Here is a 21,658-nt window from a genome sequence, read left to right as displayed (position 1 = left end):
ATGACCACGCTTTTCGATCCAATCACACTGGGCGACCTGCAACTGCCCAACCGCATCATCATGGCCCCGCTCACCCGCTGCCGGGCCGACGAAGGCCGCGTGCCCAACGCGCTGATGGCCGAGTACTACGTACAACGCGCCAGCGCCGGGCTGATCCTCAGCGAGGCGACCTCGGTCAGCGCCATGGGCGTCGGCTACCCGGATACCCCTGGTATCTGGAACGACGAGCAGGTGCGTGGCTGGAACAATGTGACAAAGGCCGTGCATGCCGCTGGCGGGCGCATCTTCCTGCAGCTTTGGCACGTTGGCCGCATCTCCCACCCCAGCTACCTGAACGGCGAGCTGCCGGTGGCCCCCAGCGCGATCCAGCCCAAGGGCCATGTAAGCCTGGTGCGCCCGCTCAGTGACTACCCCACCCCACGCGCGCTGGAAACCGAAGAAATCATCGACATCGTCGAGGCCTACCGCAGCGGTGCCGAGAATGCAAAGGCTGCCGGTTTCGATGGCGTGGAAATCCACGGTGCCAACGGCTACCTGCTCGACCAGTTCCTGCAGAGCAGCACCAACCAGCGCACCGACCACTACGGCGGCTCGCTGGAAAACCGTGCGCGGCTGCTGCTGGAAGTGACCGATGCAGCTATCGAGGTGTGGGGTGCGAACCGCGTGGGCGTGCACCTGGCGCCGCGTGCCGATGCCCATGACATGGGCGATGCCGACCGTGCCGAAACCTTTACCTACGTGGCCCGTGAGCTGGGCAAGCGGGGTATCGCCTTCATCTGTTCGCGGGAAAAGGAAGCCGATGACAGTATCGGCCCGCTGATCAAAGAGGCGTTCGGTGGCCCGTACATCGTCAATGAGCGGTTTGACAAGGCCAGTGCCAATGCAGCCCTGGCCAATGGCAAGGCCGACGCCGTGGCGTTTGGCGTGCCGTTCATCGCCAACCCTGACCTGCCGGCGCGGCTGGCGGCGGATGCGCCGTTGAACGAGGCGCGGCCGGAGACTTTCTATGGCAAGGGGCCGGTGGGATACATCGATTATCCGCGGTTGTGATTCAGGGCCATTCGCGGGCACGCCCGCTCCCACAGGGTCAGCACAATCTTCAAGCTTGTCGCTGTACCTGTGGGAGCGGGCGTGCCCGCGAAGAAGGCTCAGGTGATCTCACGGCCGGGCGTTGATCTGCTGCTGCAGGTTCTGGATCTGGCTCTGCAAGGTATTCAGGTTGCGGGTCGTCTGCGCCCGGAAGGCGTCGAATTCCTGCACCGAAGCACCACCCGCCGACGCAGCAGCCGGGCGGTTGTCGATCTGGCTCTTGAGCACCAGGATATCCTGTTCCAGGCCCTGGATGGCCGCACTCGGGTTACCCTGCTTCTTCAGCGCCGCCACCTCGCTGCCCAGGCTCTTGAGCTGCCCGTCCAGCTTGGCGCCATCCACCTGCGCGGCCTTCAGCGCAGCTACCTGTTCGTTCAGGCCCTTGAATTGCGTATCCAGCTTGCCACCATCGACCTGCCCCGAGCGCAACGCGGCCAGCTCGCCATTCACCGCTTTCAGCTGTGCCTGCAACTGGGTTTGCAACTGGGTCACGGCCTTTTGCTGTTCACGGGTATCGGCCAGCACCTGCTCCAGGCGCTTGCCCAGGTCGCCGGTCTGCCCCGCCACACCCTTCTGCAACTCGCGCAGCTGCAGCTTCAGCGCCTCGCTGTTGGTGGTGGCGCCGGATTCGCTGGCCGCCACCTTGCCGCTGATCGCCTGCAGGCGCCCCGCCGCCTCTTCACTGATGCGGGCAAAACTTTCCTGGGTCGCCACCAACTGCTGCTCCATCAGCGAGATCTGCTGGAAGCTCCACCAGCCAAGCCCCGCCAAGGCGATGAACGAGGCCCCGAGCAACGCCCACAGCGGCGCCGTGCTCGCACCCCGAGCGGCTTTCTGGCGGCTGCGCACCACGTGCGCCGGCATCAGTTCGTCATCGTCATGGGTGCCGGCACGCAGGGTAGGCACGTCATCGTAGTCATCGTGAGCATGGTTACGCATGGATACATTCAACCGCGGTAGTCGCAAAGAGGCACGAGTATAAACCGCCAGCGCGGCGCGTTGATGACCATTGTCGGCCGGCCGGCTTCACTGCCCCGGCGGCTGGTGCTTCCACCAGGCACAGAATTCATCCAGCGCCGTCCACAGGCTGACCTTGGGTTGGTAGTCCAGGTGCTGCCGGGCGCGGCTGATATCCAGGGTGAAATCGCGGCTCATCACCTGCATCCCCAGGCGCGACAGGGTCGGTTGCGGGCGCCCCGGCCACAACATGCAGGCCGCCTCGTTCAGCGCGGCGAGGCTGTAGGCCAGGCCGTAGGAGCGGTAACGGGTAACCTGCGGCAGCTGCATCTGGCGCATCACGTAGTTGACCACGTCCCACAGCGGCAGCGGTTGGCCGTTGCTGATGTTGTAGGCCTGGCCCAGCGCCCGGTCGTCGGCAAACAGGGCACTGAGCAGCGCTTCGTTGAGGTTGTGCACGCTGGTGAAATCGACTTTGTTCAGGCCGTTGCCGATGATCGCCACACGCCCCTTGCGCTGCATCTGCATCAGCCGCGGGAAGATACTGGCATCGCCGGCACCGGTGACGAAGCGTGGGCGCAGCGCCAGTACTTCAAGGCCAAACTCCTGGGCACCGAACACTTTCTGCTCGGCCATGTGCTTGGTCTGCGCGTAATGGTCATGGAAGCGGCGCGGCACCTGGTCTTCCCGGATGTCCAGGCGCGAGCGGCCATTGAAGTAGATCGACGGCGACGACAGGTGTACCAGCCGCCGTACGTGCTCCTTCAAGCAGCCCTCGACCACGTTTTCGGTGACCATCACATTGCCTTGGTAAAAATCCTGGTAGCGCCCCCAGTTGCCTACTGCGCCAGCGCAGTGCACCACCGCCTCGACGCCCTGGCACAGGCGGCGTGCCAACTCGGCATCACCCAGGTCGCCGGGGATGAACTGAGCGCCGCGCTTGACCAGGTGCTCGACCCCCTCGGCTCGACGGCCGCTGACCCGCACGTCCAGGCCCTGCTCCAGGGCAAAGCGCGCAAAGCGCCCGCCAATGAAGCCACTCGCGCCGGTGACCAGAATTCGCATGTAAGACTCCGTCTTGCCAGATTTCAGATGCAACTGACGCCAGCCGTGGCTACAAGGGCACCAGCCATTGCCGCGCGGTGTGCCGCAGGTGGTCGGTCAGTTGCGCGAGCAGTTGCCCGCCATTGCGCCAATGATGCCAGTACAGCGGCACATCGATGGGGGTATCGCTGCAGATTTCCACCAACTGCCCGCTGGCCAGTTGCTCGCGAGCCTGCAGTTCCGGCACCAGCCCCCAGCCCAGGCCGGCTTCGGTCATGCGCAGGAAGCCTTCGGATGACGGGCACAAGTGGTGCAGGAAGCCATCTTCGATGCCCAGCGATGCCAGGTAACGGTGTTGCAGGAAGTCGTCCGGGCCATACACGATCGCCGGGGTACGGGCCAGGCGGCTGGCAACGAAACCGTGCGGAAAATGCCGCGCCATGAACCCGGGACTGGCCAGCGCCCTGTAGCGCATGGCGCCCAGCGGCAGGCTGCGCGCGCCGGCCACTGGCCGCTCGCTGCCACACAGGCAAGCCGCCACTTCGCCCGCACGCATGCGTTTCAGGCCCACTTCCTGGTCCTCCACCACCAGGTCGGTCAGCACATTGTGCTGTGCGCAGAAGTTGCCCACTGCGCCGGCCCACCAGGTCGCCAGGCTGTCGGCGTTGAGGGCGATGCGCAGGCGCTCGGGCATGCCCTCCTCATCCAGCGCCGGCACCTGGCGCTGCAGGTCGCGTTCGAGCAGGCGCACCTGCTGCACATGGTTGAGCAACTGGCGGCCGACTTCGGTAGGGCTTGGCGGTGTGGCACGCACCAGCACCGGCTGGCCGACCCGCGCCTCGAGCAGCTTGATGCGCTGGGAGATGGCCGACTGCGACAAGCCCAGCACCTGCGCCGCGCGTTCGAAACCGCCCTGCTCGATCACCGCAGCAAGGGCGGCCAGCAGTTTGTAGTCGAACATCGATTTTCCTAATGACGGATCAGATCTATTTGTTTTTCTTATACAGCGTGCTTCATCACAATGACCAGCATCTTTTGGACTCTTTGGAGAGCACGCCATGTGGCAAAGCTATCTCAACGGCATGCTCGTGGCCTTCGGCCTGATCATGGCCATCGGTGCACAGAACGCCTTCGTCCTCGCCCAGAGCTTGCGCCGCGAGCATCATTTGCCGGTGGCGGCACTGTGCATCATCTGTGACGCCATCCTGGTGGCTGCCGGAGTGTTCGGCCTTGCCACCGTGCTGGCGCACAACCCGACGTTGCTGGCGATCGCCCGCTGGGGCGGAGCAGTGTTCCTGATCTGGTACGGCGCCAAGGCTTTGCGCAGCGCCTGCTCCAGGCAGAGCCTGCAGCACCAGCAAGGCCAGGGTGCCCGGTCACGCCGCGCGGTACTGCTCAGTGCCTTGGCAGTGACCCTGCTGAACCCGCACGTGTACCTCGACACGGTGCTGCTGATCGGCTCGCTGGGCGCCCAGCAGGCTGCGCCCGGTGCCTACGTGGCCGGTGCCGCCAGCGCCTCGCTGCTATGGTTCTCGACCCTGGCGATCGGCGCGGCCTGGCTGGCACCGTGGCTGGCCCGGCCGGCGACCTGGCGCATGCTCGACCTGATGGTGGCGGTGATGATGTTCGCGGTGGCGGCGCAGTTGATCTTCAACTGACCTGGGCTCACCACAACATCTTTATCGCCTGTGAGACCGAGCGCCGCCCGCGCGGCGCTCAATCTCACAGGCGCTACAAGCGTTAAGCCGAACACCACCGGTCGGCACACCCCAACCGCTCTGGAACCTCTATTCCCTATCTTTGTTGCGTGGTTATGCGCCGGGCCCGGTGCTATGATCCAGCGCTTGCGTCGCAAAGAGTACAAACTCGCCGACGCTCATCGGGCCGCCCGTGATCGGCCTTGCGCAAACCGCAAACAGACCTGAATCAGGAGATCCACCATGGCTTTTGAATTGCCGCCGCTGCCATACGCCCACGATGCCCTGCAGCCGCACATCTCCAAGGAAACCCTGGAGTATCACCACGACAAGCACCACAACACCTATGTCGTGAACCTGAACAACCTGGTCCCAGGCACCGAATTCGAAGGCAAGACCCTGGAAGAGATCGTCAAGAGCTCTTCGGGCGGTATCTTCAACAACGCCGCTCAAGTCTGGAACCACACCTTCTACTGGAACTGCCTGGCACCAAACGCCGGTGGCCAGCCGACCGGTGCCCTGGCTGACGCCATCAACGCCGCTTTCGGTTCCTTCGACAAGTTCAAGGAAGAGTTCACCAAGACTTCGGTTGGCACCTTCGGTTCCGGCTGGGGCTGGCTGGTGAAGAAGGCTGACGGTTCCCTGGCCCTGGCCAGCACCATCGGCGCCGGCTGCCCGCTGACCAGCGGCGACACCCCGCTGCTGACCTGCGACGTCTGGGAACACGCCTACTACATCGACTACCGCAACCTGCGTCCGAAGTACGTCGAGGCGTTCTGGAACCTGGTCAACTGGGCATTCGTTGCCGAACAGTTCGAAGGCAAGACCTTCAAGGCCTGAGTCATTCAGCCCTGAACGAAAAACCCGGCCCGGTGCCGGGTTTTTTTATGCCTGTACCGGCCTCTTTGCGGGTGAACCCGCTCCCACAGGTACGGCGCCGCTTGTGGACTTGATGCTATCCCTGTGGGAGCGGGTTTGACCGCGCAAAGCCGGCACGGTTTTGCTTGCTCAGCCCGCATAGCACGCTAACATCAAACCTCTGGAATATCGTTACGGCGCATTCAAGTTGCGGGGTCAGGCAACCGATACACTACTGAAGGTCGGCCGATAGTGTATCGTCATCGTTGATGGCAAAATGATGCCATGCGCATGGATTAAGGAAACCCCATTGAAGCTGGAATTGCGGAACAGCTTGTCGGTCAAGTTGCTCAGGGTCGTGCTGCTGTCGGCGCTGGCGGTCGGTGTCGTGCTCAGCTGTGCGCAAATCGTCTACGACACCTACAAGACCCGCCAGGCCGTGAACAACGATGCCCAGCGCATCCTCGACATGTTCCGCGACCCCTCGACCCAGGCCGTATACAGCCTCGACCGCGAAATGGGCATGCAAGTGATGGAAGGCCTGTTCCAGGACGAATCGGTACGCATGGCCTCCATCGGCCACCCCAACGAAACCATGCTGGCGGAAAAGTCCCGCCCGCTGCAGGACATGTCCATGCGCTGGCTGACCGACCTGATCCTCGGCCAGGAACGCACCTACACCACACAACTGGTCGGCCGCGGCCCCTACAGCGAATACTACGGCGACCTGAGTATCACCCTGGACACCTCGTCCTACGGCGAAGACTTCCTGATCAACGCCGTGATCATCTTCATCTCCGGCGTGCTGCGGGCCCTGGCCATGGGTCTGGTGCTGTACCTGGTCTACCACTGGCTGCTGACCAAACCGCTGTCGAAGATCATCGAGCACCTCACCCAGATCAACCCCGACCGCCCCAGCCAGCACCAGCTGCCGCTGCTCAAGGGCCACGAGAAGAACGAGCTGGGTCTCTGGGTAAATACCGCCAACCAGTTGCTGGCCTCGATCGAGCGCAACACCCATCTGCGCCACGAGGCGGAAAACAGCCTGCAACGCATGGCCCAGTACGACTTCCTCACCGGCCTGCCCAACCGCCAGCAACTGCAGCAGCAACTGGACAAGATCCTCGTCGACGGCGGCCGCCTGCAACACCGTGTGGCAGTACTGTGCGTAGGCCTGGACGACTTCAAGGGCATCAACGAGCAGTTCAGCTACCAGGTCGGCGACCAGTTGCTGCTGGCCCTGGCCGACCGCCTGCGCGCCCACAGTGGCCGCCTGGGCGCCCTGGCACGCCTGGGTGGCGACCAGTTCGCCCTGGTGCAGGCCAATATCGAGCAGCCTTACGAGGCGGCCGAACTGGCACAGAGTATCCTCGATGACCTGGAAGTGCCGTTCGACCTCGACCACCACCAGCAAATCCGCTTGCGCGCCACCATCGGCATCACTCTGTTCCCGGAAGACGGCGACAGCACCGAGAAGCTGTTGCAGAAAGCCGAACAGACCATGACCCTGGCCAAGGCCCGTTCGCGCAACCGCTACCAGTTCTACATCGCCAGCGTCGACAGCGAGATGCGCCGCCGTCGCGAGCTGGAAAAGGACCTGCGCGAAGCCCTGCCACGCAACCAGCTGTACCTGGTGTATCAGCCACAGATCAGCTACCGCGACCACCGCGTGGTCGGTGTCGAGGCGCTGCTGCGCTGGCAGCACCCGGAGCTGGGCATGGTACCGCCAGACCAGTTCATCCCCCTGGCCGAACAGAACGGCAGCATCATCAGCATTGGCGAATGGGTGCTCGACCAGGCCTGCCGGCAACTGCGCGAATGGCACGACATGGGCTTCAGCGACCTGCGCATGGCGGTCAACCTGTCCACCGTGCAGCTGCACCACAACGAACTGCCGCGGGTAGTCAACAACCTGCTGCAGGCCTACCGCCTGCCACCACGCAGCCTGGAGCTGGAAGTCACCGAGACCGGCCTGATGGAAGACATCAGCACCGCCGCCCAGCACCTGCTGAGCCTGCGCCGCTCCGGAGCACTGATTGCCATCGACGACTTCGGCACCGGCTACTCGTCGCTCAGCTACCTGAAATCGCTGCCGCTGGACAAGATCAAGATCGACAAGAGCTTCGTCCAGGACCTGCTGGACGACGATGACGACGCTACCATCGTTCGTGCCATCATCCAGCTCGGCAAGAGCCTGGGGATGCAGGTGATCGCCGAAGGCGTGGAGACCGCCGAACAGGAAAGCTATATCGTCGCCCAAGGCTGCCACGAGGGCCAGGGCTACCACTACAGCAAGCCGCTGTCGGCCCGTGAGCTGACCAACTTCCTCAAGCAGGCGCAGCGCAACCAGGTTTCGATGTTCTGAGCCACCTGCCCGGTTACAGGCCGTGACCGGCATTTACACGAATTGCATGCCCGCCCCCTTTACAGCAAATGCAAATCTTTCGCATGATGTTGCCGTTTCGCGTGCCACGGCGCACGGTCTACCCATGGTCCAACCACACGACGCAGGAAAACCAATAATGATTCGAATGCCTCTGGCCTCCGCCAGTCTGCTGGCCATTGCCATCGCTCTCGCCGGTTGCGGTGAAGGCAAGGACGACAAGGCCGCCGCGCCGCAAGCTCAGGCACCTGCTGCCGCCAGCACCACCGCTGCGGCGCCCGGGGTTGTCGACGAAGCCGCCGGCAAAGCCGTGGTCAAGCATTACGCAGAGCTGGTCTACGCCGTGTACAGCGATTCGCTGAGCACCGCCAAGACTCTGCAGACCGCAGTCGACGCGTTCCTGGCCAAGCCCAACGACGAAACCCTGAAGGCAGCCAGGGAAGCCTGGGTCGCCTCGCGCGTACCGTACCTGCAGAGCGAAGCCTTCCGCTTCGGCAACACCATCATCGACGACTGGGAAGGCCAGGTGAATGCCTGGCCGCTGGACGAAGGCCTGATCGACTACGTCGACAAGAGCTATGAGCACGCCTTGGGCAACCCGGCAGCCAACGCCAACATCATCGCCAACACCGAGATCCAGGTGGGCGAAGAGAAGATCGACGTCAAGGACATCACTCCCGAGAAGCTGGCCAGCCTGAACGAGCTGGGCGGCTCCGAAGCCAACGTCGCCACCGGCTACCACGCCATCGAATTCCTGCTCTGGGGCCAGGACCTGAACGGCACCGGCCCGGGCGCGGGCAACCGTCCGGCGTCTGATTACCTTGAAGGCAAGGGCGCCACCGGTGGCCACAACGACCGCCGCCGTGCCTACCTGAAAGCGGTCACCGACCTGCTGGTCAAGGACCTCGAAGAGATGGTCGGCAACTGGGCACCGAATGTTGCCGACAACTACCGCGCCAAGCTGGAAGCCGAGTCGGTCAACGACGGCCTGCGCAAGATGCTGTTCGGCATGGGCAGCCTGTCGCTGGGCGAACTGGCTGGCGAGCGCATGAAGGTTTCGCTGGAAGCCAACTCGCCGGAAGACGAGCACGACTGCTTCAGCGACAACACCCACTACTCGCACTTCTACGACGCCAAGGGCATCCGCAACGTCTACCTGGGCGAGTACACCCGCCCGGACGGCAGCAAGGTGACCGGCCCGAGCCTGTCGTCGCTGGTGGCCAAGGTAGACCCGGCCGCCGACGCCACCCTCAAGGCCGACCTGGAAGCCACCGAAGCCAAGATCCAGGTGATCGTCGACCACGCCCTCAAGGGCGAGCACTACGACCAGCTGATCGCTGCCGACAACGCAGCCGGCAACCAGATCGTGCGTGACGCCATTGCCTCCCTGGTCAAGCAGACCGGTGCGATCGAGCAGGCCGCGGGCAAGCTGGGCATTGCCAACCTGAACCCGGATACCGCAGATCACGAGTTCTGATCCTGCTGTAGCGGTTCTGAAAGAGGCGGCCTTCGGGTCGCCTTTTTTTGCTTCCGGCCCTATCGCCGGCAAGCCAGCTCCCACAGGTACTTCACAGCCCTTGAGCCCTGTAGGGTATCTGTGGGAGCTGGCTTGCCGGCGATAGGGCCCGACCAGGCGACCACAAACCATGGCCAACTGACATCGATTTCATCCAGCAATTGCAAATTGCTCTTATTCAAACTCTTTCACCCTGCTAAGCTTGCACGCCGGTTTTTCGCTCACGCCCAGGATTCTCGATGTCCTTGTCGCTGTCCCGACTCTCCCCCCTGCTGCTGGCCTTTGCCCTCGCCGCTTGTGACGACGCTCCGCGTTTCACCCAGGCCGAGCCCGGCGAAGCGTTGTCGGGCGGCAAAGCCACCGTGCAGCGCACTGACCGCAATGCCTATTCCCTGCCCTCGGCCAACCTCTCGCCCGAGCGGCGCCTTGACTTCGCCGTAGGCAACAGCTTCTTCCGCAACCCTTGGGTGATCGCCCCTTCCACCACCACCGCGCGTGACGGCCTGGGCCCGCTGTTCAACACCAATGCCTGCCAGAACTGCCACGTGCGCGACGGGCGCGGCCACCCGCCAGAGCCGGGCGACAGCAACGCCGTTTCGATGCTGGTACGCCTGTCGATCCCCGACCAGCCCTACCTGGCCAAGGTGGTCGAACGCCTCGGGGTGGTGCCGGAGCCGGTCTATGGCACCCAGTTGCAGGACATGGCCATCCCCGGCGTGACGCCGGAAGGCAAGGTGCGGGTGAGCTACACCAGCGAAACGGTGTCGTTCGAGGACGGTCACCAGGTCGAGCTGCGCAAGCCGGCCCTGCAGATCACCCAGCTCGGCTATGGCGTGATGCACCCCGACACGCGCTTTTCGGCGCGGGTGGCGCCGCCGATGATCGGCCTGGGCCTGCTCGAAGCCATCCCCGAAGCCGACCTGCTGGCCAACGAAGATCCGGATGACCGTAACCGCGACGGCATCCGCGGCCGGGCCAACCGGGTGTGGGACGATGCCCTGGGCAAGACCGTGGTCGGCCGCTTCGGCTGGAAGGCCGGGCAGCCCAACGTCAACCAGCAGAACGTTCACGCCTTTGCCGGCGACATGGGCCTGACCACCACACTGCAGCCCAACGATGACTGCACCCCGGCGCAGGCCGACTGCCTGGCCGCGCCCAACGGCGACGGTGCCGATGGCGAGAAGGAGGTCAGCGACAACATCCTGCGCCTGGTCACCTTCTACACCCGTAACCTGGCCGTGCCGGCCCGCCGCGACGTGGGCTCGCCGCAGGTGCTGGCGGGCAAGAACCTGTTTTACCAGGCCGGCTGCCAGGGCTGCCATACACCACAGTTCACCACCGCCACCAATGCCGCCGAGCCGGAACTGGCCAACCAGCTGATCCGCCCCTACAGCGATCTGCTGCTGCATGACATGGGCCCGGGCCTGGCCGATGAGCGGACCGAATTTGCCGCCAACGGCCAGGACTGGCGCACCCCGCCACTGTGGGGCATAGGCCTGAGCGAAACGGTCAGTGGCCACAGCCAGTTCCTGCACGACGGCCGCGCCCGCAACCTGCTCGAAGCGGTGCTCTGGCACGGTGGTGAGGCCGAGGCGGCACGCAATTTCGTACTCACTTTCAATGCCGAGCAGCGTGCCGCGTTGCTGGCTTTCCTGAACTCACTTTAAAAAGCGCAAAGGAGCCGGGCATGTTCCGACCCAAACTGTTGTTCACCAGCCTCGCCGCACTCGCCCTCGGCGCCTGTTCGCCGCAGGACCCGCAAGCCGTGACCTCCGCTGCCATCGCCAAACAGGTGATCCTGCCCACCTACAGCCGCTGGGTCGAAGCCGACCGCACGCTGGCCGCCAGCGCCCTGGCCTACTGCGAAGGCAAGGAAACCCTGGAAAAGGCCCGGGCCGACTTCCTCAATGCGCAAAAGGCCTGGGCCGAACTGCAACCGCTGCTGGTCGGCCCGCTGGCCGAAGGCAACCGCGCCTGGCAGGTACAGTTCTGGCCCGACAAGAAGAACCTGGTCGGCCGCCAGGTCGAGCAGTTGGTCAACGCCAACCAGCCCGTCGATGCCGCGGCCCTGGGCAAGGCCAGCGTGGTGGTACGTGGCCTGTCGGCCTACGAGTACATCCTGTTCGACAGCAAGCCGGACATTGCCACAGCCGAGCAGAAAGCCCGCTACTGCCCGTTGCTGGTCGCCATTGGTGAACATCAGAAGGCCCTGGCCGAAGAGATCCTCAAGGGCTGGAACAGCACCGACGGCATGCTCTCGCAGATGACCAAGTTCCCCAACCAGCGCTACGCCGACTCCCACGAGGCCATCGCCGACCTGCTGCGCGCCCAGGTCACCGCCCTGGACAGCCTGAAGAAAAAGCTCGGAGCACCGATGGGCCGCCAGAGCAAGGGTATTCCGCAGCCACTGCAGGCCGAAGCCTGGCGCAGCCACAGCTCGCTCAAGAGCCTGGAGGCCAGCCTCAAGGCCGCCGAAGCGGTCTGGCTCGGGGTCGACAACCAAGGCCTGCGCGGCTTGCTGTCCAGCGATCAGAAAACCCTGGCGGACAAGATCGACGCCGCCTACGCTGCCTCGCTCAAGCTGCTGGCCGCCAACCAGAAGACCCTGGGCGAGCTGCTGGCCGACGACGCCGGCCAGCAAACCCTGAACCAGATCTACGACAGCCTAAACGTCGTCCACCGCCTGCACGAAGGCGAGCTGGCCAAGGCGTTGAACATCCAGCTGGGCTTCAATGCCAACGACGGTGACTGATCATGCTGCGACGCCAGGCCCTCAAACTCGGTAGCGTATTGCTCAGCGCCCTCACCCTGGGCGGCTGGAGCCTGTTCCGCAACAAAGGCAGCGAGCCCCTGCTGCTGTCAGCGCGTGACGACGGCGATGGCAAGCACTATGCGGTCGGGTTCCGCCTGGACGGCACCCAGGTGTTCAGCACCCAGGTCGCCCAACGTTGCCATGCCATCATCCATCACCCGGATCTGCCGATCGCCCTGTTCGTCGCCCGCCGTCCCGGCACCGAAAGCTACCTGGTCGACCTGCGCGACGGGCGCCTGCTGCAGACCGTGAGCTCGCAGCCGAACCGGCATTTCTACGGCCACGCGGTCATCCATAAAAGTGGCGAATGGCTGTACGCCACCGAGAACGACACCACCGACCCGGGGCGTGGCGTACTCGGTGTATACCGCTTCGAAGGCGAGCGCCTGGTGCACAGCGGCGAGATTCCGACCCATGGCATCGGCCCGCACGAAGTGGCCTGGCTGCCGGACGGCGAGACGCTGATCGTGGCCAACGGCGGTATCCGCACCGAAGCCGAGAGCCGGGTGGAGATGAACCTCGACGCCATGGAACCGAGCCTGGTGCTGATGCAGCGCGACGGTACCCTGCTGAGCAAGGAAACCCTGGCCCAGCAGATGAACAGCGTGCGCCACCTGGCGGTGGGCAGCGATGGCACCATAGCCGCCTGCCAACAGTTCATGGGCGATGCCGATGAAACCGCCGAACTGCTGGCAATCAAGCGCCCGGGCGAGCCGTTCAAGGCCTTCCCGGTACCGGAGCGGCAGTTGCAGGCCATGGCCCAGTACACCGCCAGCGTGGCTATCCACAGCGAGCTGCGGCTGGTCGCGCTTACCGCGCCACGGGCCAACCGCCTGTTCGTCTGGGACCTGGACAGCGGCGCGGTGCGCCTGGATGCGCCAATGCCCGATTGCGCGGGGGTGGGCGCGGTACGGGACGGCTTTGTCGTCACCTCCGGGCAGGGCCGTTGCCGGTTCTATGATTGCCGCAAGGCCGAGCTGGTCGGGCAACCGATGAACCTGCCGTCCGGTTTCTGGGACAACCACCTGCATCTCGTCTGATTTTCAGGTTGGCTGTACTGGCCTCTTCGCGGCTAAAGCCGCTCCCACAGGAACAGCGCAACCCACTGACTGCGTGGTCCCTGTGGGAGCGGCTTTAGCCGCGAAGGGGCCGGCACAGGCATTCCACTCCCCTTCCCCCCAAAAACAGTCAATACTTCCCCCCATCCACACGTGGGCAGGATCGCCCGATGTCGTGTCCAAGCCAATAACAACCCTATCCAAGGAACCGGACCTATGCTGCGCCGCCGCATGCTCATCATGTTGGCCGTGGTTCTGCTGATCGTGCTGGCCCTGGGGGGCTACAAAGCTTTTTCGATCTATCAGCAGATCCAGATGTTCACTGCCCCCAAGCCGCCCATCACCGTGGCGGCCGCCTTGGCCGAACAGCGCCCGTGGCAAGAGCGCCTGCCCGCCGTCGGCAGCCTCAAGGCGCTACAGGGCGTGGAGCTGAGCCTGGAGGTGGAAGGCATCGTCAAGGCCCTGCATTTCGACTCGGGCCAACAGGTCAAGGCCGGGCAACTGTTGCTGCAACTCAATGACGACCAGGAAACCGCCCTGCTCGGCACCGCCCAGGCCGACCTGGGCCTGGCCAAGGTCGATTTCGGCCGTGGCAGCCAGCTGGTCGGCGACTCGGCCATCTCTCGCGGCGAGTTCGACCGCCTCACCGCCCAGTACAGACGCAACCAGGCGGTGGTCGACCAGCTCAAGGCATCGAAGACCAAGAAAAGCATCAGCGCCCCGTTCAGCGGCACCATCGGCATTCGCCAGGTGGACGTCGGCGACTATCTGGCCGCCGGCACGGTGATCGCCACCCTGCAGGACACATCCAGCCTCTACGTCGACTTCAACGTACCGGAACAGGCCCTGCCGCACCTGAGCCTGGGCCAGCAGGTGCTGGTGCAGGTGGCCGCCTACCCGGGCCAGACCTTCCCCGCCAGCCTCAGCGCCATCAACCCCAAAGTCGAGGAAACCACGCGCAACCTGCTGGTGCGCGCGACCATGGCCAACCCGGACGGCAAGCTGCTGCCAGGCATGTTCGCCAGCCTGCTGGTCCTGCTACCCAACCCGCAGCCAAAAGTGGTAGTGCCGGAAAGCGCCATCACCTACACCCTGTATGGCAACTCGGTATACGTCGCCACGCCGAAAAGGGACAAGGACGGCAAGCCGGAAAACGACGACAAGGGCCAGCCGCAACTCACCGCCGAGCAGCGCACGGTGCAGACTGGGGAGCGCCGTGACGGCATGGTGGTGGTCAGCAAGGGCCTGCAGGCCGGGGAACAGGTGGTTACCGCCGGCCAGCTGAAGCTCACCCCCGGCGCCGCGATCCGCATCGGCCAGGACAAAGCCCTCAAGCCCGCACAGGGCGCGCCGGGCAAGGACTGACAGGAGGCTGGCATGGCGTTCACCGACCCGTTCATCCGCCGCCCGGTGCTGGCCAGCGTGGTCAGCCTGCTGATCCTGCTGCTGGGCTTCCAGGCCTGGAACAAGCTGCAGATCCGCCAGTATCCGCAAATGGAAAACGCCCTGATCACGGTGACCACCGCCTACCCCGGCGCCAACGCCGAGACCATCCAGGGCTATATCACCCAACCACTGCAGCAAAGCCTGGCCAGTGCCGAAGGCATCGACTACATGACCTCGGTGAGCCGGCAGAACTTCTCGATCATATCCATCTACGCACGCATTGGCGCCGACAGCGACCGCTTGTTCACCGAACTGCTGGCCAAGGCCAACGAAGTGCGCAACAAGCTGCCCCAGGACTCGGAAGACCCGGTACTGAGCAAGGAAGCCGCCGATGCCTCGGCGCTGATGTACATCAGTTTCTACAGCAAGGAAATGAGCAACCCGCAAATCACCGACTACCTGTCGCGGGTGATCCAGCCCAAGCTGGCGACTCTGCCGGGCATGGCCGAAGCGGAAATCCTCGGCAACCAGGTGTTCGCCATGCGCATCTGGATCGACCCGGTGAAACTGGCAGGCTATGGCTTGTCGGCCAACGACGTGACCAATGCCGTGCGCCGCTACAACTTCCTTTCCGCGGCCGGCGAGGTGAAGGGCGAATACGTGGTCACCAGCATCAACGCCAGCACCGAGCTGAAGTCGGCCGAGGCGTTCGCCGCCCTGCCGGTCAAGACCAGCGGCGACAGCCGCGTGCTGCTGGGCGATGTGGCACGGGTCGAGATGGGGGCGGAAAACTACGACACGGTCAGCTCGTTCGACGGCACCCCATCGGTGTACATCGGCATCAAGGCCACACCGGCCGCCAACCCGCTGGACGTCATCAAGGAAGTGCGGCGCATCATGCCCGAGCTGGAAAGCCAGCTGCCCTCGGCGCTGAAGGTATCCATAGCCTACGACGCCACGCTGTTCATCCAGGCCTCCATCGACGAAGTGATCAAGACGCTCGGCGAGGCAGTACTGATCGTCATCGTGGTGGTGTTCCTGTTCCTCGGTGCCCTGCGTTCGGTGCTGATCCCGGTGGTGACCATTCCGCTGTCGATGATCGGCGTGCTGTTCTTCATGCAGATGATGGGCTACTCGCTCAACCTGCTGACCCTGCTGGCCATGGTGCTGGCCATCGGCCTGGTGGTGGACGACGCGATTGTCGTGGTGGAGAACATCCACCGGCACATGGAAGAAGGCAAGTCACCGTTCGACGCCGCCCTTGAGGGCGCACGCGAAATCGCCATGCCGGTGGTGTCGATGACCATCACCCTGGCGGCAGTGTATGCACCGATCGGCTTCCTTACCGGGTTGACCGGCGCGCTGTTCAAGGAGTTTGCCCTGACCCTGGCCGGTGCCGTGATCATATCCGGCATCGTTGCCCTCACCCTGTCACCGATGATGTGCGCCCTGCTGCTGCGCCAGGAACAGAACCCCAGCGGCCTGGCCCACCGCCTGGACGTGCTGTTCGAACGCCTGAAGGTGCGCTACCAGCGCCTGCTGCACACCACCCTCGACAGCCGGCCCGTGGTGCTTGTGTTTGCCGTGATCATCCTGTGCCTGATTCCGGTACTGCTGAAGTTCACCCAGAACGAACTGGCGCCTAACGAGGACCAGGGGGTGATCTTCATGATGAGCAGCTCGCCTCAGCCGGCCAACCTTGATTACCTCAACGCCTATACCGACGAATTCACCCCGCTGTTCAAGGCTTTCCCCGAGTACTACTCGTCGTTCCAGATCAACGGTTTCAATGGCGTGCAGACCGGCATCGGCGGCTTCCTGCTCAAGCCCTGGAACGAGCGCGAGCGCACGCAGATGGAGCTGCTGCCACTGGTGCAGAGCAAGCTCGAGGAAATCAGTGGCCTGCAGATCTTCGGCTTCAACCTGCCGTCGCTGCCCGGCACCGGCGAGGGCCTGCCGTTCCAGTTCGTCATCAACAGCGCTGGCGACTACCCGGCTCTGCTGGATGTGGCCCAGCGCATCAAGGCCCGCGCCCAGGAATCTGGCAAGTTCGCCTTCCTCGACATCGACCTGGCCTTCGACAAGCCCGAGGTGGTGGTGGATATCGACCGGGCCAAGGCGGCGCAGATGGGGGTGTCGATGGACACCTTGGGCAGCACCCTGGCGACCTTGCTGGGCGAAGCGGAAATCAACCGTTTCACCCTCGAAGGCCGCAGCTACAAGGTGATTGCCCAGGTCGAGCGGCCGTACCGCGACAACCCCGGCTGGCTGAACAACTACTACGTGAAGAACGACCAGGGCCAGCTGCTGCCGCTATCTACCCTGATCACCATCACCGACCGCGCCCGCCCGCGCCAGCTCAACCAGTTCCAGCAGCTGAACTCGGCGATCATCCAGGGCGTGCCCATGGTCAGCCTGGGCGAGGCGCTGCAGACCGTGCAGGGTATCGCCCGCGAAGAGGCTCCGGAAGGCTTTGCCTTCGACTATGCCGGCGTGGCCCGCCAGTACGTGCAGGAAGGCAGCGCGCTGTGGGTGACCTTCGGCCTGGCATTGGCGATCATCTTCCTGGTGCTGGCGGCGCAGTTCGAGAGCTTCCGTGACCCGCTGGTGATTCTGGTGACGGTGCCGTTGTCCATCTGTGGCGCGCTGCTGCCGCTGTTCCTGGGCGTATCGAGCATGAACATCTACACCCAGGTCGGGCTGGTGACGCTGATCGGGCTGATCAGCAAGCACGGCATCCTCATTGTCGAATTCGCCAACCAGTTGCGTGAGGAACGCGGCCTGAGCGTGCGCGAAGCAATCGAGGAAGCCGCTGCGATTCGCCTGCGTCCGGTGCTGATGACCACGGCGGCAATGGTGTTCGGCATGGTGCCGCTGATCCTGGCGACCGGCGCGGGGGCGGTCAGCCGCTTCGACATCGGGACGGTGATTGCCACCGGGATGTCGATCGGCACGCTGTTCACCCTGTTCGTGTTGCCTTGTATCTACACCCTGCTGGCGCACAAGGCGAAAGCCAGGGAACCCGCTGTAGCCTGATCCGGCCTCTTCGCGGGCAAGCCCGCGAAAAGGCCGGTAAGGCAGATGCAAAAATGCCAGAGGCCCCGCAATCGCGAGGCCTCTGGCATTTCCATCTACACCGGGTTCAACCGAACGGCCGCAACCCCTGGCGCAGGCCGAACAGGAACAGCAACAGGTCCTGATCCGGCGCGGCCTCGGCTTGTTGCTGCGGTTTCACTTCCCGCGGCAACGCGCATTGGTCGGCCAGCTCGGCCTTGCTGAACACAGTCGGCCTCGGCTCTTCCCAGGCAGCCACCGCCACGGTGGTCACCGCCAGGCCAGCTACCAGGAACAAAGCTCGAGCTATTTCTAGTTTCATTACCCTAACCCTTTGACAGCGCTGCCAAACGCCATCTGGTAAAAGTAGAGCAGTGTTTGCCATTCCGCGTCATTGAGCGACGAATGGCGGCGCAACTGGCGCAGGTCATTGCCCGCCGCGCGCTGGCAGCTGATGCGCCGCCGGCATTTTTCCAGGTCCAGCAGGGCGACTTCGACCCGGGCCTGCTCGCCCTCGCCAATCACCTTGACGAACACGTGCTTGCCATACAGGCAGCCGTGCTGCCAGTGCCCCAGATGCATGCGCGCCAGGTTGTCTGCCAGGTCCTTGAGCATACGCTCATGCACCACCTGCGGATAACGCTCGCGGGCACCTTCGGCATGCCAGGTGTCGAGTTCGACGAAGCCGTCGAGTGCTTCGCTCACCAGCAGCGCACGCCACTGCTGGTCGGCACCCCGCTCGGCGCCACAGAAGACGATGCGCGGTACACGCACACCCAGTTGCTCGAAGCTGTTCAACGCATCCAGCTCACGCAATACGGTCGGCCGGCCGAAAGGGTGCAGCAGGCTACGGTAGATATGCCCGACCTGGCGCTTTGCATACAGCAGCTTGCCATTGCCATCGTCGAGGCGTTGAACACCGCTCTCGCCACCACGGCGCTGGTTAGGCTCCTCGACCCACTCGCCCTGCTGGCGCCAGTAAAAATCGAACCGCGACTCCCCTTTCTGGGCTACAGCCATCAAACACTACCCCTTACGCAATACATAGACCCGCCACATGGCATAGAACGGCAGGAAGTCGAGGCGTTCCTGGATTCTGAAGCCGGCGGCTCGGAATTCTTCTTCGACCGTGTCGGCCGGTAACACAAAACGGTTCTGGTAATTGTCCTGGTCGCCCTTTCGGGCGTTGCGACGTTGTTCCAGCTTTTTCCGGCGCCAGGCCTTGAAGTTACCATCCACCCACAAGGACAGGATCACACTATCACGGCTAACCCGTTGAAATTCCGAAAGAATGGTCTTTCTGTGCGCCGCTTCGCCAATGTGGTGGAACAAGCGCATGCAGAAAATGCTGTCCACCGAGTTGTCCGGCAAGTCGATGGCAAATGCCGAAGTCTGCAAAGGCCGTACCCGTGCCACCACCTCTGGCGCTTGCGCGGTACAGGCTGTCTCGATCATCGCTTCGGAGTTGTCGGCGCCGATGATCACCCGGTTGGGCTTTTCTGCCAGCAACGGCCAGAAGCGGCCGGCGCCGCATGGCAGGTCGAGGACCAGGCCAGGCTCACCAGCCAATGCCAAGGCGCGACGCGCCAACTGCTCATCACGCTTGTGGGAAAGGCGTCGCGCCAGGCCATCCTGGTGCTTGAGAAAGTACTCGCGCGCATGTTCTTTGTCGTACTTCTCGGAAAATTCAAGCTTGATGGGGCTACGCATTGGGCATCTCCTGACTCCATTCCGCCCACATTAGGTAAGCAAGCGTAGGAATCAGGTCATGCTGATGTGAAAAATATGTTGAGCGCCGAGTGACCTGTTACAACAGATTACTCGGCCAACGTGTCCGGATCGCCTTTTGCCGCAGTATTGCTCAGGTCTACCACGAAACGGCAGCCGTGCGGCAAGGTGGAGGTCAGGGTGACATGCCAGCCTTGGTCGTCGCAGATCCGCTGCACCAGCGACAGGCCAAGGCCCAGCCCCTCGCCGCGCCGCTCGTCGCCGCGTACGAACGGCCGGAACATCGCTTCGCGCTGCTCCTCCGGGATACCCACGCCACTGTCCTCCACGCTGAAACCGTTGGCTTCCAGGCTCAGGCGGATATAGCCGCTGTCGGTGTAGTGCGCGGCGTTGCGCAGCAGGTTGCCCATTACCGATTGCAGGAAAGTAGCGTTGTACAGCACAGGGCTGGCACTGACGCGGCCATCGTAATACAAGGCCAGGCCCTTCTGCTCGATGGTGTCGCGCCACACCCCGACCAGTTCGTCGGCCACCTCCCGCAGGGTGGCGCGCGAAGCCACTGCGCCCTCGTCGCGCTGTGCCCGGGCCAGCATCAGGAAGGTCTTGACTAGCTCGCGCATCTCTTCGGTGGCCCGCGCCACACGCTCCACCTGGCTGCGCGAACGGGCATCCAGGGCCGGGTTCTCCATCAACAGTTCGCACGAGGTAGCCAGCACCATCAAGGGGGTGCGCAGTTCGTGGCTGACGTCGCTGGTGAACAACCGTTCACGGGTCAGCGCATCGCGCAGGCGGCCCAGGGTGTCGTCGAAGGCTACCGCCAACTGGCCGACTTCGTCCGCGGCATAGTCCGGCGCCAGCGGCGGGGCCAGGCCCAGCAACTGGTCACGGTGGCGTACCTGGCGTGCCAGGCGAATTACCGGCGCCATCACCCGGCGCGCCACCAGCCAGCCGAGAATGACTGCCAGCACCAGGCTGAGCAGGAAGCCCACCACCACCACCGCGAACAGCACGCGCTCGCGTTCCTCGAAGTCGCTCTGGTCCTGCAGCAGCACATAACGGCGGCCATCAACGATCTCGACCATGGCGTGGTACGACAGCTGATCGCGGAATACCTCGTGGAAGCCGCGGTCAAGGTGGCGCAGGTCCTTGGGCAGTTCGAAGTCGTCACGCCCGCCGCTGAAGTAGAAAAGCTGGTCGGGGCGCGGCCGGTGGCTCCAGTCGCTGACGCTGTCCATGCGCAGCAGGCGTTGCAGGTCACCACCCAGCACCGAGGAAATCAGCCGCTCTTCGACCAGGTGCACGGTGCCGACGATGCCGAAGGCGAAGGCCCCGGCCACCAGCGCGCTCATCAGGGCAAAGGCAATGATGATGCGCTGGGCAAGGCTTTGCTTAAACTCCATCACGGCCCTCGGCGAGGCGATAGCCGACGCCATGGACGGTATGCAGCAGCGGTTTTTCGAACGGTTTGTCGATCACCTGGCGCAGCTGGTGCACGTGGCTGCGCAGGCTGTCGCTGTCAGGGCAGTCATCGCCCCACAGGGCTTCTTCCAGCACTTCGCGACGCAATACGTGCGGGCTCTTCTGCATCAGCACCGCCAGCAGCTTGAGGCCGACCGGGTTGAGCTTGAGCAGGCGGCCCTGGCGGGTGACTTCGAGGGTGTCGAGGTCATAGCTGAGGTCGGCCACCTGCAAGGTGCGGCGCCCGCCGCCCTGGGCCCGGCGCAGCACCGCTTCGATGCGGGCGGCCAGCTCCGACAGGGCGAAGGGCTTGAGCAGGTAATCGTCGGCACCGGAGCGGAAGCCCTGCAGGCGGTCGTCCAGTTGGTCGCGGGCGGTGAGCATGATCACCGGCGTATCGCGGCGGGCGTCTTCGCGCAGGCGCTTGCACAGGGTGTAGCCGTCGATGCCCGGCAACATGATGTCGAGCACGATCAGGTCGTAGTGCTCGGTGGCAGCCAGGTGCAGGCCGGACAGGCCATCCTGGGCACAGTCGACGGTGTAGCCCTTCATGCCCAGGTAGTCGGCCAGGTTGGCCAGGATATCGCGGTTGTCTTCAACCAAAAGAATGCGCATCGG

The 21,658-nt window shown here is 64.0% G+C and carries 18 protein-coding genes; 10 read left to right on the top strand and 8 right to left on the bottom strand.

From position 1 onward, the window contains the following. Window positions 1-1,050 carry an alkene reductase gene (locus IRZ77_RS10460; protein WP_196173472.1) on the top strand — a complete coding sequence of 350 codons (1,050 nt, stop codon included), beginning with the start codon at window positions 1-3 and terminating at the stop codon, window positions 1,048-1,050. Between the two features lie 108 nt (window positions 1,051-1,158). On the opposite strand, the gene IRZ77_RS10455 is transcribed toward IRZ77_RS10460, so the two are convergent. The 3 genes from IRZ77_RS10455 to IRZ77_RS10445 all read right to left on the bottom strand — a co-directional run bounded on the left by IRZ77_RS10455 (window position 1,159) and on the right by IRZ77_RS10445 (window position 4,051). Then, window positions 1,159-2,028, bottom strand: a complete 870-nt coding sequence (locus IRZ77_RS10455; protein ID WP_046616936.1) for a hypothetical protein — start codon at window positions 2,026-2,028, stop codon at window positions 1,159-1,161. An 87-nt stretch (window positions 2,029-2,115) separates the two neighbouring features. Next, window positions 2,116-3,111 carry an NAD-dependent epimerase/dehydratase family protein gene (locus IRZ77_RS10450; RefSeq protein WP_046616937.1) on the bottom strand — a complete coding sequence of 332 codons (996 nt, stop codon included), beginning with the start codon at window positions 3,109-3,111 and terminating at the stop codon, window positions 2,116-2,118. Window positions 3,112-3,160: 49 nt separating this feature from the next. Then, on the bottom strand, window positions 3,161-4,051 hold the full coding sequence (locus tag IRZ77_RS10445) for a LysR family transcriptional regulator ArgP (RefSeq protein WP_046616940.1): 891 nt from the start codon (window positions 4,049-4,051) through the stop codon (window positions 3,161-3,163). 97 nt (window positions 4,052-4,148) lie between these two features. Here IRZ77_RS10445 and IRZ77_RS10440 point away from each other — a divergent pair, with 97 nt between their 5' ends. The 9 genes from IRZ77_RS10440 to IRZ77_RS10400 all read left to right on the top strand — a co-directional run bounded on the left by IRZ77_RS10440 (window position 4,149) and on the right by IRZ77_RS10400 (window position 17,836). Continuing rightward, window positions 4,149-4,748 (top strand): LysE/ArgO family amino acid transporter, encoded by a 600-nt coding sequence (locus tag IRZ77_RS10440; RefSeq protein ID WP_046616941.1) that lies wholly within the window; start codon window positions 4,149-4,151, stop codon window positions 4,746-4,748. Window positions 4,749-5,030: 282 nt separating this feature from the next. Beyond that, window positions 5,031-5,627: a superoxide dismutase gene (locus IRZ77_RS10435; protein WP_013974076.1), complete on the top strand. Its 597-nt coding sequence runs from the start codon at window positions 5,031-5,033 to the stop codon at window positions 5,625-5,627. Between the two features lie 328 nt (window positions 5,628-5,955). Next, on the top strand, window positions 5,956-8,010 hold the full coding sequence (locus tag IRZ77_RS10430; protein WP_046616943.1) for a putative bifunctional diguanylate cyclase/phosphodiesterase: 2,055 nt from the start codon (window positions 5,956-5,958) through the stop codon (window positions 8,008-8,010). A 157-nt stretch (window positions 8,011-8,167) separates the two neighbouring features. After that, window positions 8,168-9,505 carry an imelysin family protein gene (locus IRZ77_RS10425; RefSeq protein WP_135002778.1) on the top strand — a complete coding sequence of 446 codons (1,338 nt, stop codon included), beginning with the start codon at window positions 8,168-8,170 and terminating at the stop codon, window positions 9,503-9,505. Window positions 9,506-9,783: 278 nt separating this feature from the next. Beyond that, a complete protein-coding gene (locus IRZ77_RS10420; protein WP_135002779.1) occupies window positions 9,784-11,211 on the top strand; it encodes a di-heme oxidoreductase family protein in 1,428 nt (475 codons plus the stop codon). A gap of 20 nt (window positions 11,212-11,231) precedes the next feature. Then, a complete protein-coding gene (locus IRZ77_RS10415) occupies window positions 11,232-12,296 on the top strand; it encodes an imelysin family protein (protein ID WP_196173471.1) in 1,065 nt (354 codons plus the stop codon). A 2-nt stretch (window positions 12,297-12,298) separates the two neighbouring features. Continuing rightward, window positions 12,299-13,396 (top strand): DUF1513 domain-containing protein, encoded by a 1,098-nt coding sequence (locus tag IRZ77_RS10410; RefSeq protein ID WP_046616948.1) that lies wholly within the window; start codon window positions 12,299-12,301, stop codon window positions 13,394-13,396. 234 nt (window positions 13,397-13,630) lie between these two features. Further along, entirely contained in the window at window positions 13,631-14,779 is a 1,149-nt protein-coding gene (locus IRZ77_RS10405; protein WP_108480663.1) for an efflux RND transporter periplasmic adaptor subunit, read from the top strand. 12 nt (window positions 14,780-14,791) lie between these two features. Continuing rightward, entirely contained in the window at window positions 14,792-17,836 is a 3,045-nt protein-coding gene (locus IRZ77_RS10400) for a multidrug efflux RND transporter permease subunit (RefSeq protein WP_108480662.1), read from the top strand. Window positions 17,837-17,942: 106 nt separating this feature from the next. On the opposite strand, the gene IRZ77_RS10395 is transcribed toward IRZ77_RS10400, so the two are convergent. The 5 genes from IRZ77_RS10395 to colR form a co-directional block, all read right to left on the bottom strand. Continuing rightward, window positions 17,943-18,176, bottom strand: a complete 234-nt coding sequence (locus tag IRZ77_RS10395) for a hypothetical protein (protein ID WP_046616951.1) — start codon at window positions 18,174-18,176, stop codon at window positions 17,943-17,945. Beyond that, on the bottom strand, window positions 18,176-18,874 hold the full coding sequence (locus IRZ77_RS10390) for a lipopolysaccharide kinase InaA family protein (protein WP_046616952.1): 699 nt from the start codon (window positions 18,872-18,874) through the stop codon (window positions 18,176-18,178). The genes IRZ77_RS10395 and IRZ77_RS10390 overlap by 1 nt, the downstream gene beginning before the upstream one ends. Before the next feature lie 6 nt (window positions 18,875-18,880). Continuing rightward, window positions 18,881-19,564, bottom strand: a complete 684-nt coding sequence (locus IRZ77_RS10385) for a class I SAM-dependent methyltransferase (RefSeq protein WP_046616953.1) — start codon at window positions 19,562-19,564, stop codon at window positions 18,881-18,883. Window positions 19,565-19,671: 107 nt separating this feature from the next. Then, window positions 19,672-20,982 (bottom strand): sensor histidine kinase, encoded by a 1,311-nt coding sequence (locus IRZ77_RS10380; protein WP_046616955.1) that lies wholly within the window; start codon window positions 20,980-20,982, stop codon window positions 19,672-19,674. After that, window positions 20,972-21,655 (bottom strand): two-component system response regulator ColR, encoded by a 684-nt coding sequence (colR, locus tag IRZ77_RS10375; protein ID WP_003255215.1) that lies wholly within the window; start codon window positions 21,653-21,655, stop codon window positions 20,972-20,974. Before colR ends, IRZ77_RS10380 begins: the two co-directional genes overlap by 11 nt. Window positions 21,656-21,658: the final 3 nt, after the last annotated feature.

Origin of the sequence: Pseudomonas pudica (assembly GCF_015680405.1) — a bacterium.
In the GTDB taxonomy this organism is placed as follows: domain Bacteria; phylum Pseudomonadota; class Gammaproteobacteria; order Pseudomonadales; family Pseudomonadaceae; genus Aquipseudomonas; species Aquipseudomonas pudica.
The sequence above is the reverse complement of the archived record's forward strand: the minus strand, read 5'-3'. Positions and strand labels throughout refer to the sequence as shown.

Coding starts and splice junctions, on each gene's coding strand:
- IRZ77_RS10440 (WP_046616941.1), top strand. CDS start 4,149: ATGTGGCAAAGCTATCTCAACGGCATGCTCGTGGCCTTCGGCCTGATC.
- IRZ77_RS10395 (WP_046616951.1), bottom strand. CDS start 18,176: ATGAAACTAGAAATAGCTCGAGCTTTGTTCCTGGTAGCTGGCCTGGCG.
- IRZ77_RS10455 (WP_046616936.1), bottom strand. CDS start 2,028: ATGCGTAACCATGCTCACGATGACTACGATGACGTGCCTACCCTGCGT.
- IRZ77_RS10435 (WP_013974076.1), top strand. CDS start 5,031: ATGGCTTTTGAATTGCCGCCGCTGCCATACGCCCACGATGCCCTGCAG.
- IRZ77_RS10385 (WP_046616953.1), bottom strand. CDS start 19,564: ATGCGTAGCCCCATCAAGCTTGAATTTTCCGAGAAGTACGACAAAGAA.
- IRZ77_RS10400 (WP_108480662.1), top strand. CDS start 14,792: ATGGCGTTCACCGACCCGTTCATCCGCCGCCCGGTGCTGGCCAGCGTG.
- IRZ77_RS10380 (WP_046616955.1), bottom strand. CDS start 20,982: ATGGAGTTTAAGCAAAGCCTTGCCCAGCGCATCATCATTGCCTTTGCC.
- IRZ77_RS10410 (WP_046616948.1), top strand. CDS start 12,299: ATGCTGCGACGCCAGGCCCTCAAACTCGGTAGCGTATTGCTCAGCGCC.
- IRZ77_RS10425 (WP_135002778.1), top strand. CDS start 8,168: ATGATTCGAATGCCTCTGGCCTCCGCCAGTCTGCTGGCCATTGCCATC.
- IRZ77_RS10450 (WP_046616937.1), bottom strand. CDS start 3,111: ATGCGAATTCTGGTCACCGGCGCGAGTGGCTTCATTGGCGGGCGCTTT.
- IRZ77_RS10445 (WP_046616940.1), bottom strand. CDS start 4,051: ATGTTCGACTACAAACTGCTGGCCGCCCTTGCTGCGGTGATCGAGCAG.
- IRZ77_RS10415 (WP_196173471.1), top strand. CDS start 11,232: ATGTTCCGACCCAAACTGTTGTTCACCAGCCTCGCCGCACTCGCCCTC.
- IRZ77_RS10420 (WP_135002779.1), top strand. CDS start 9,784: ATGTCCTTGTCGCTGTCCCGACTCTCCCCCCTGCTGCTGGCCTTTGCC.
- IRZ77_RS10460 (WP_196173472.1), top strand. CDS start 1: ATGACCACGCTTTTCGATCCAATCACACTGGGCGACCTGCAACTGCCC.
- colR (WP_003255215.1), bottom strand. CDS start 21,655: ATGCGCATTCTTTTGGTTGAAGACAACCGCGATATCCTGGCCAACCTG.
- IRZ77_RS10405 (WP_108480663.1), top strand. CDS start 13,631: ATGCTGCGCCGCCGCATGCTCATCATGTTGGCCGTGGTTCTGCTGATC.
- IRZ77_RS10390 (WP_046616952.1), bottom strand. CDS start 18,874: ATGGCTGTAGCCCAGAAAGGGGAGTCGCGGTTCGATTTTTACTGGCGC.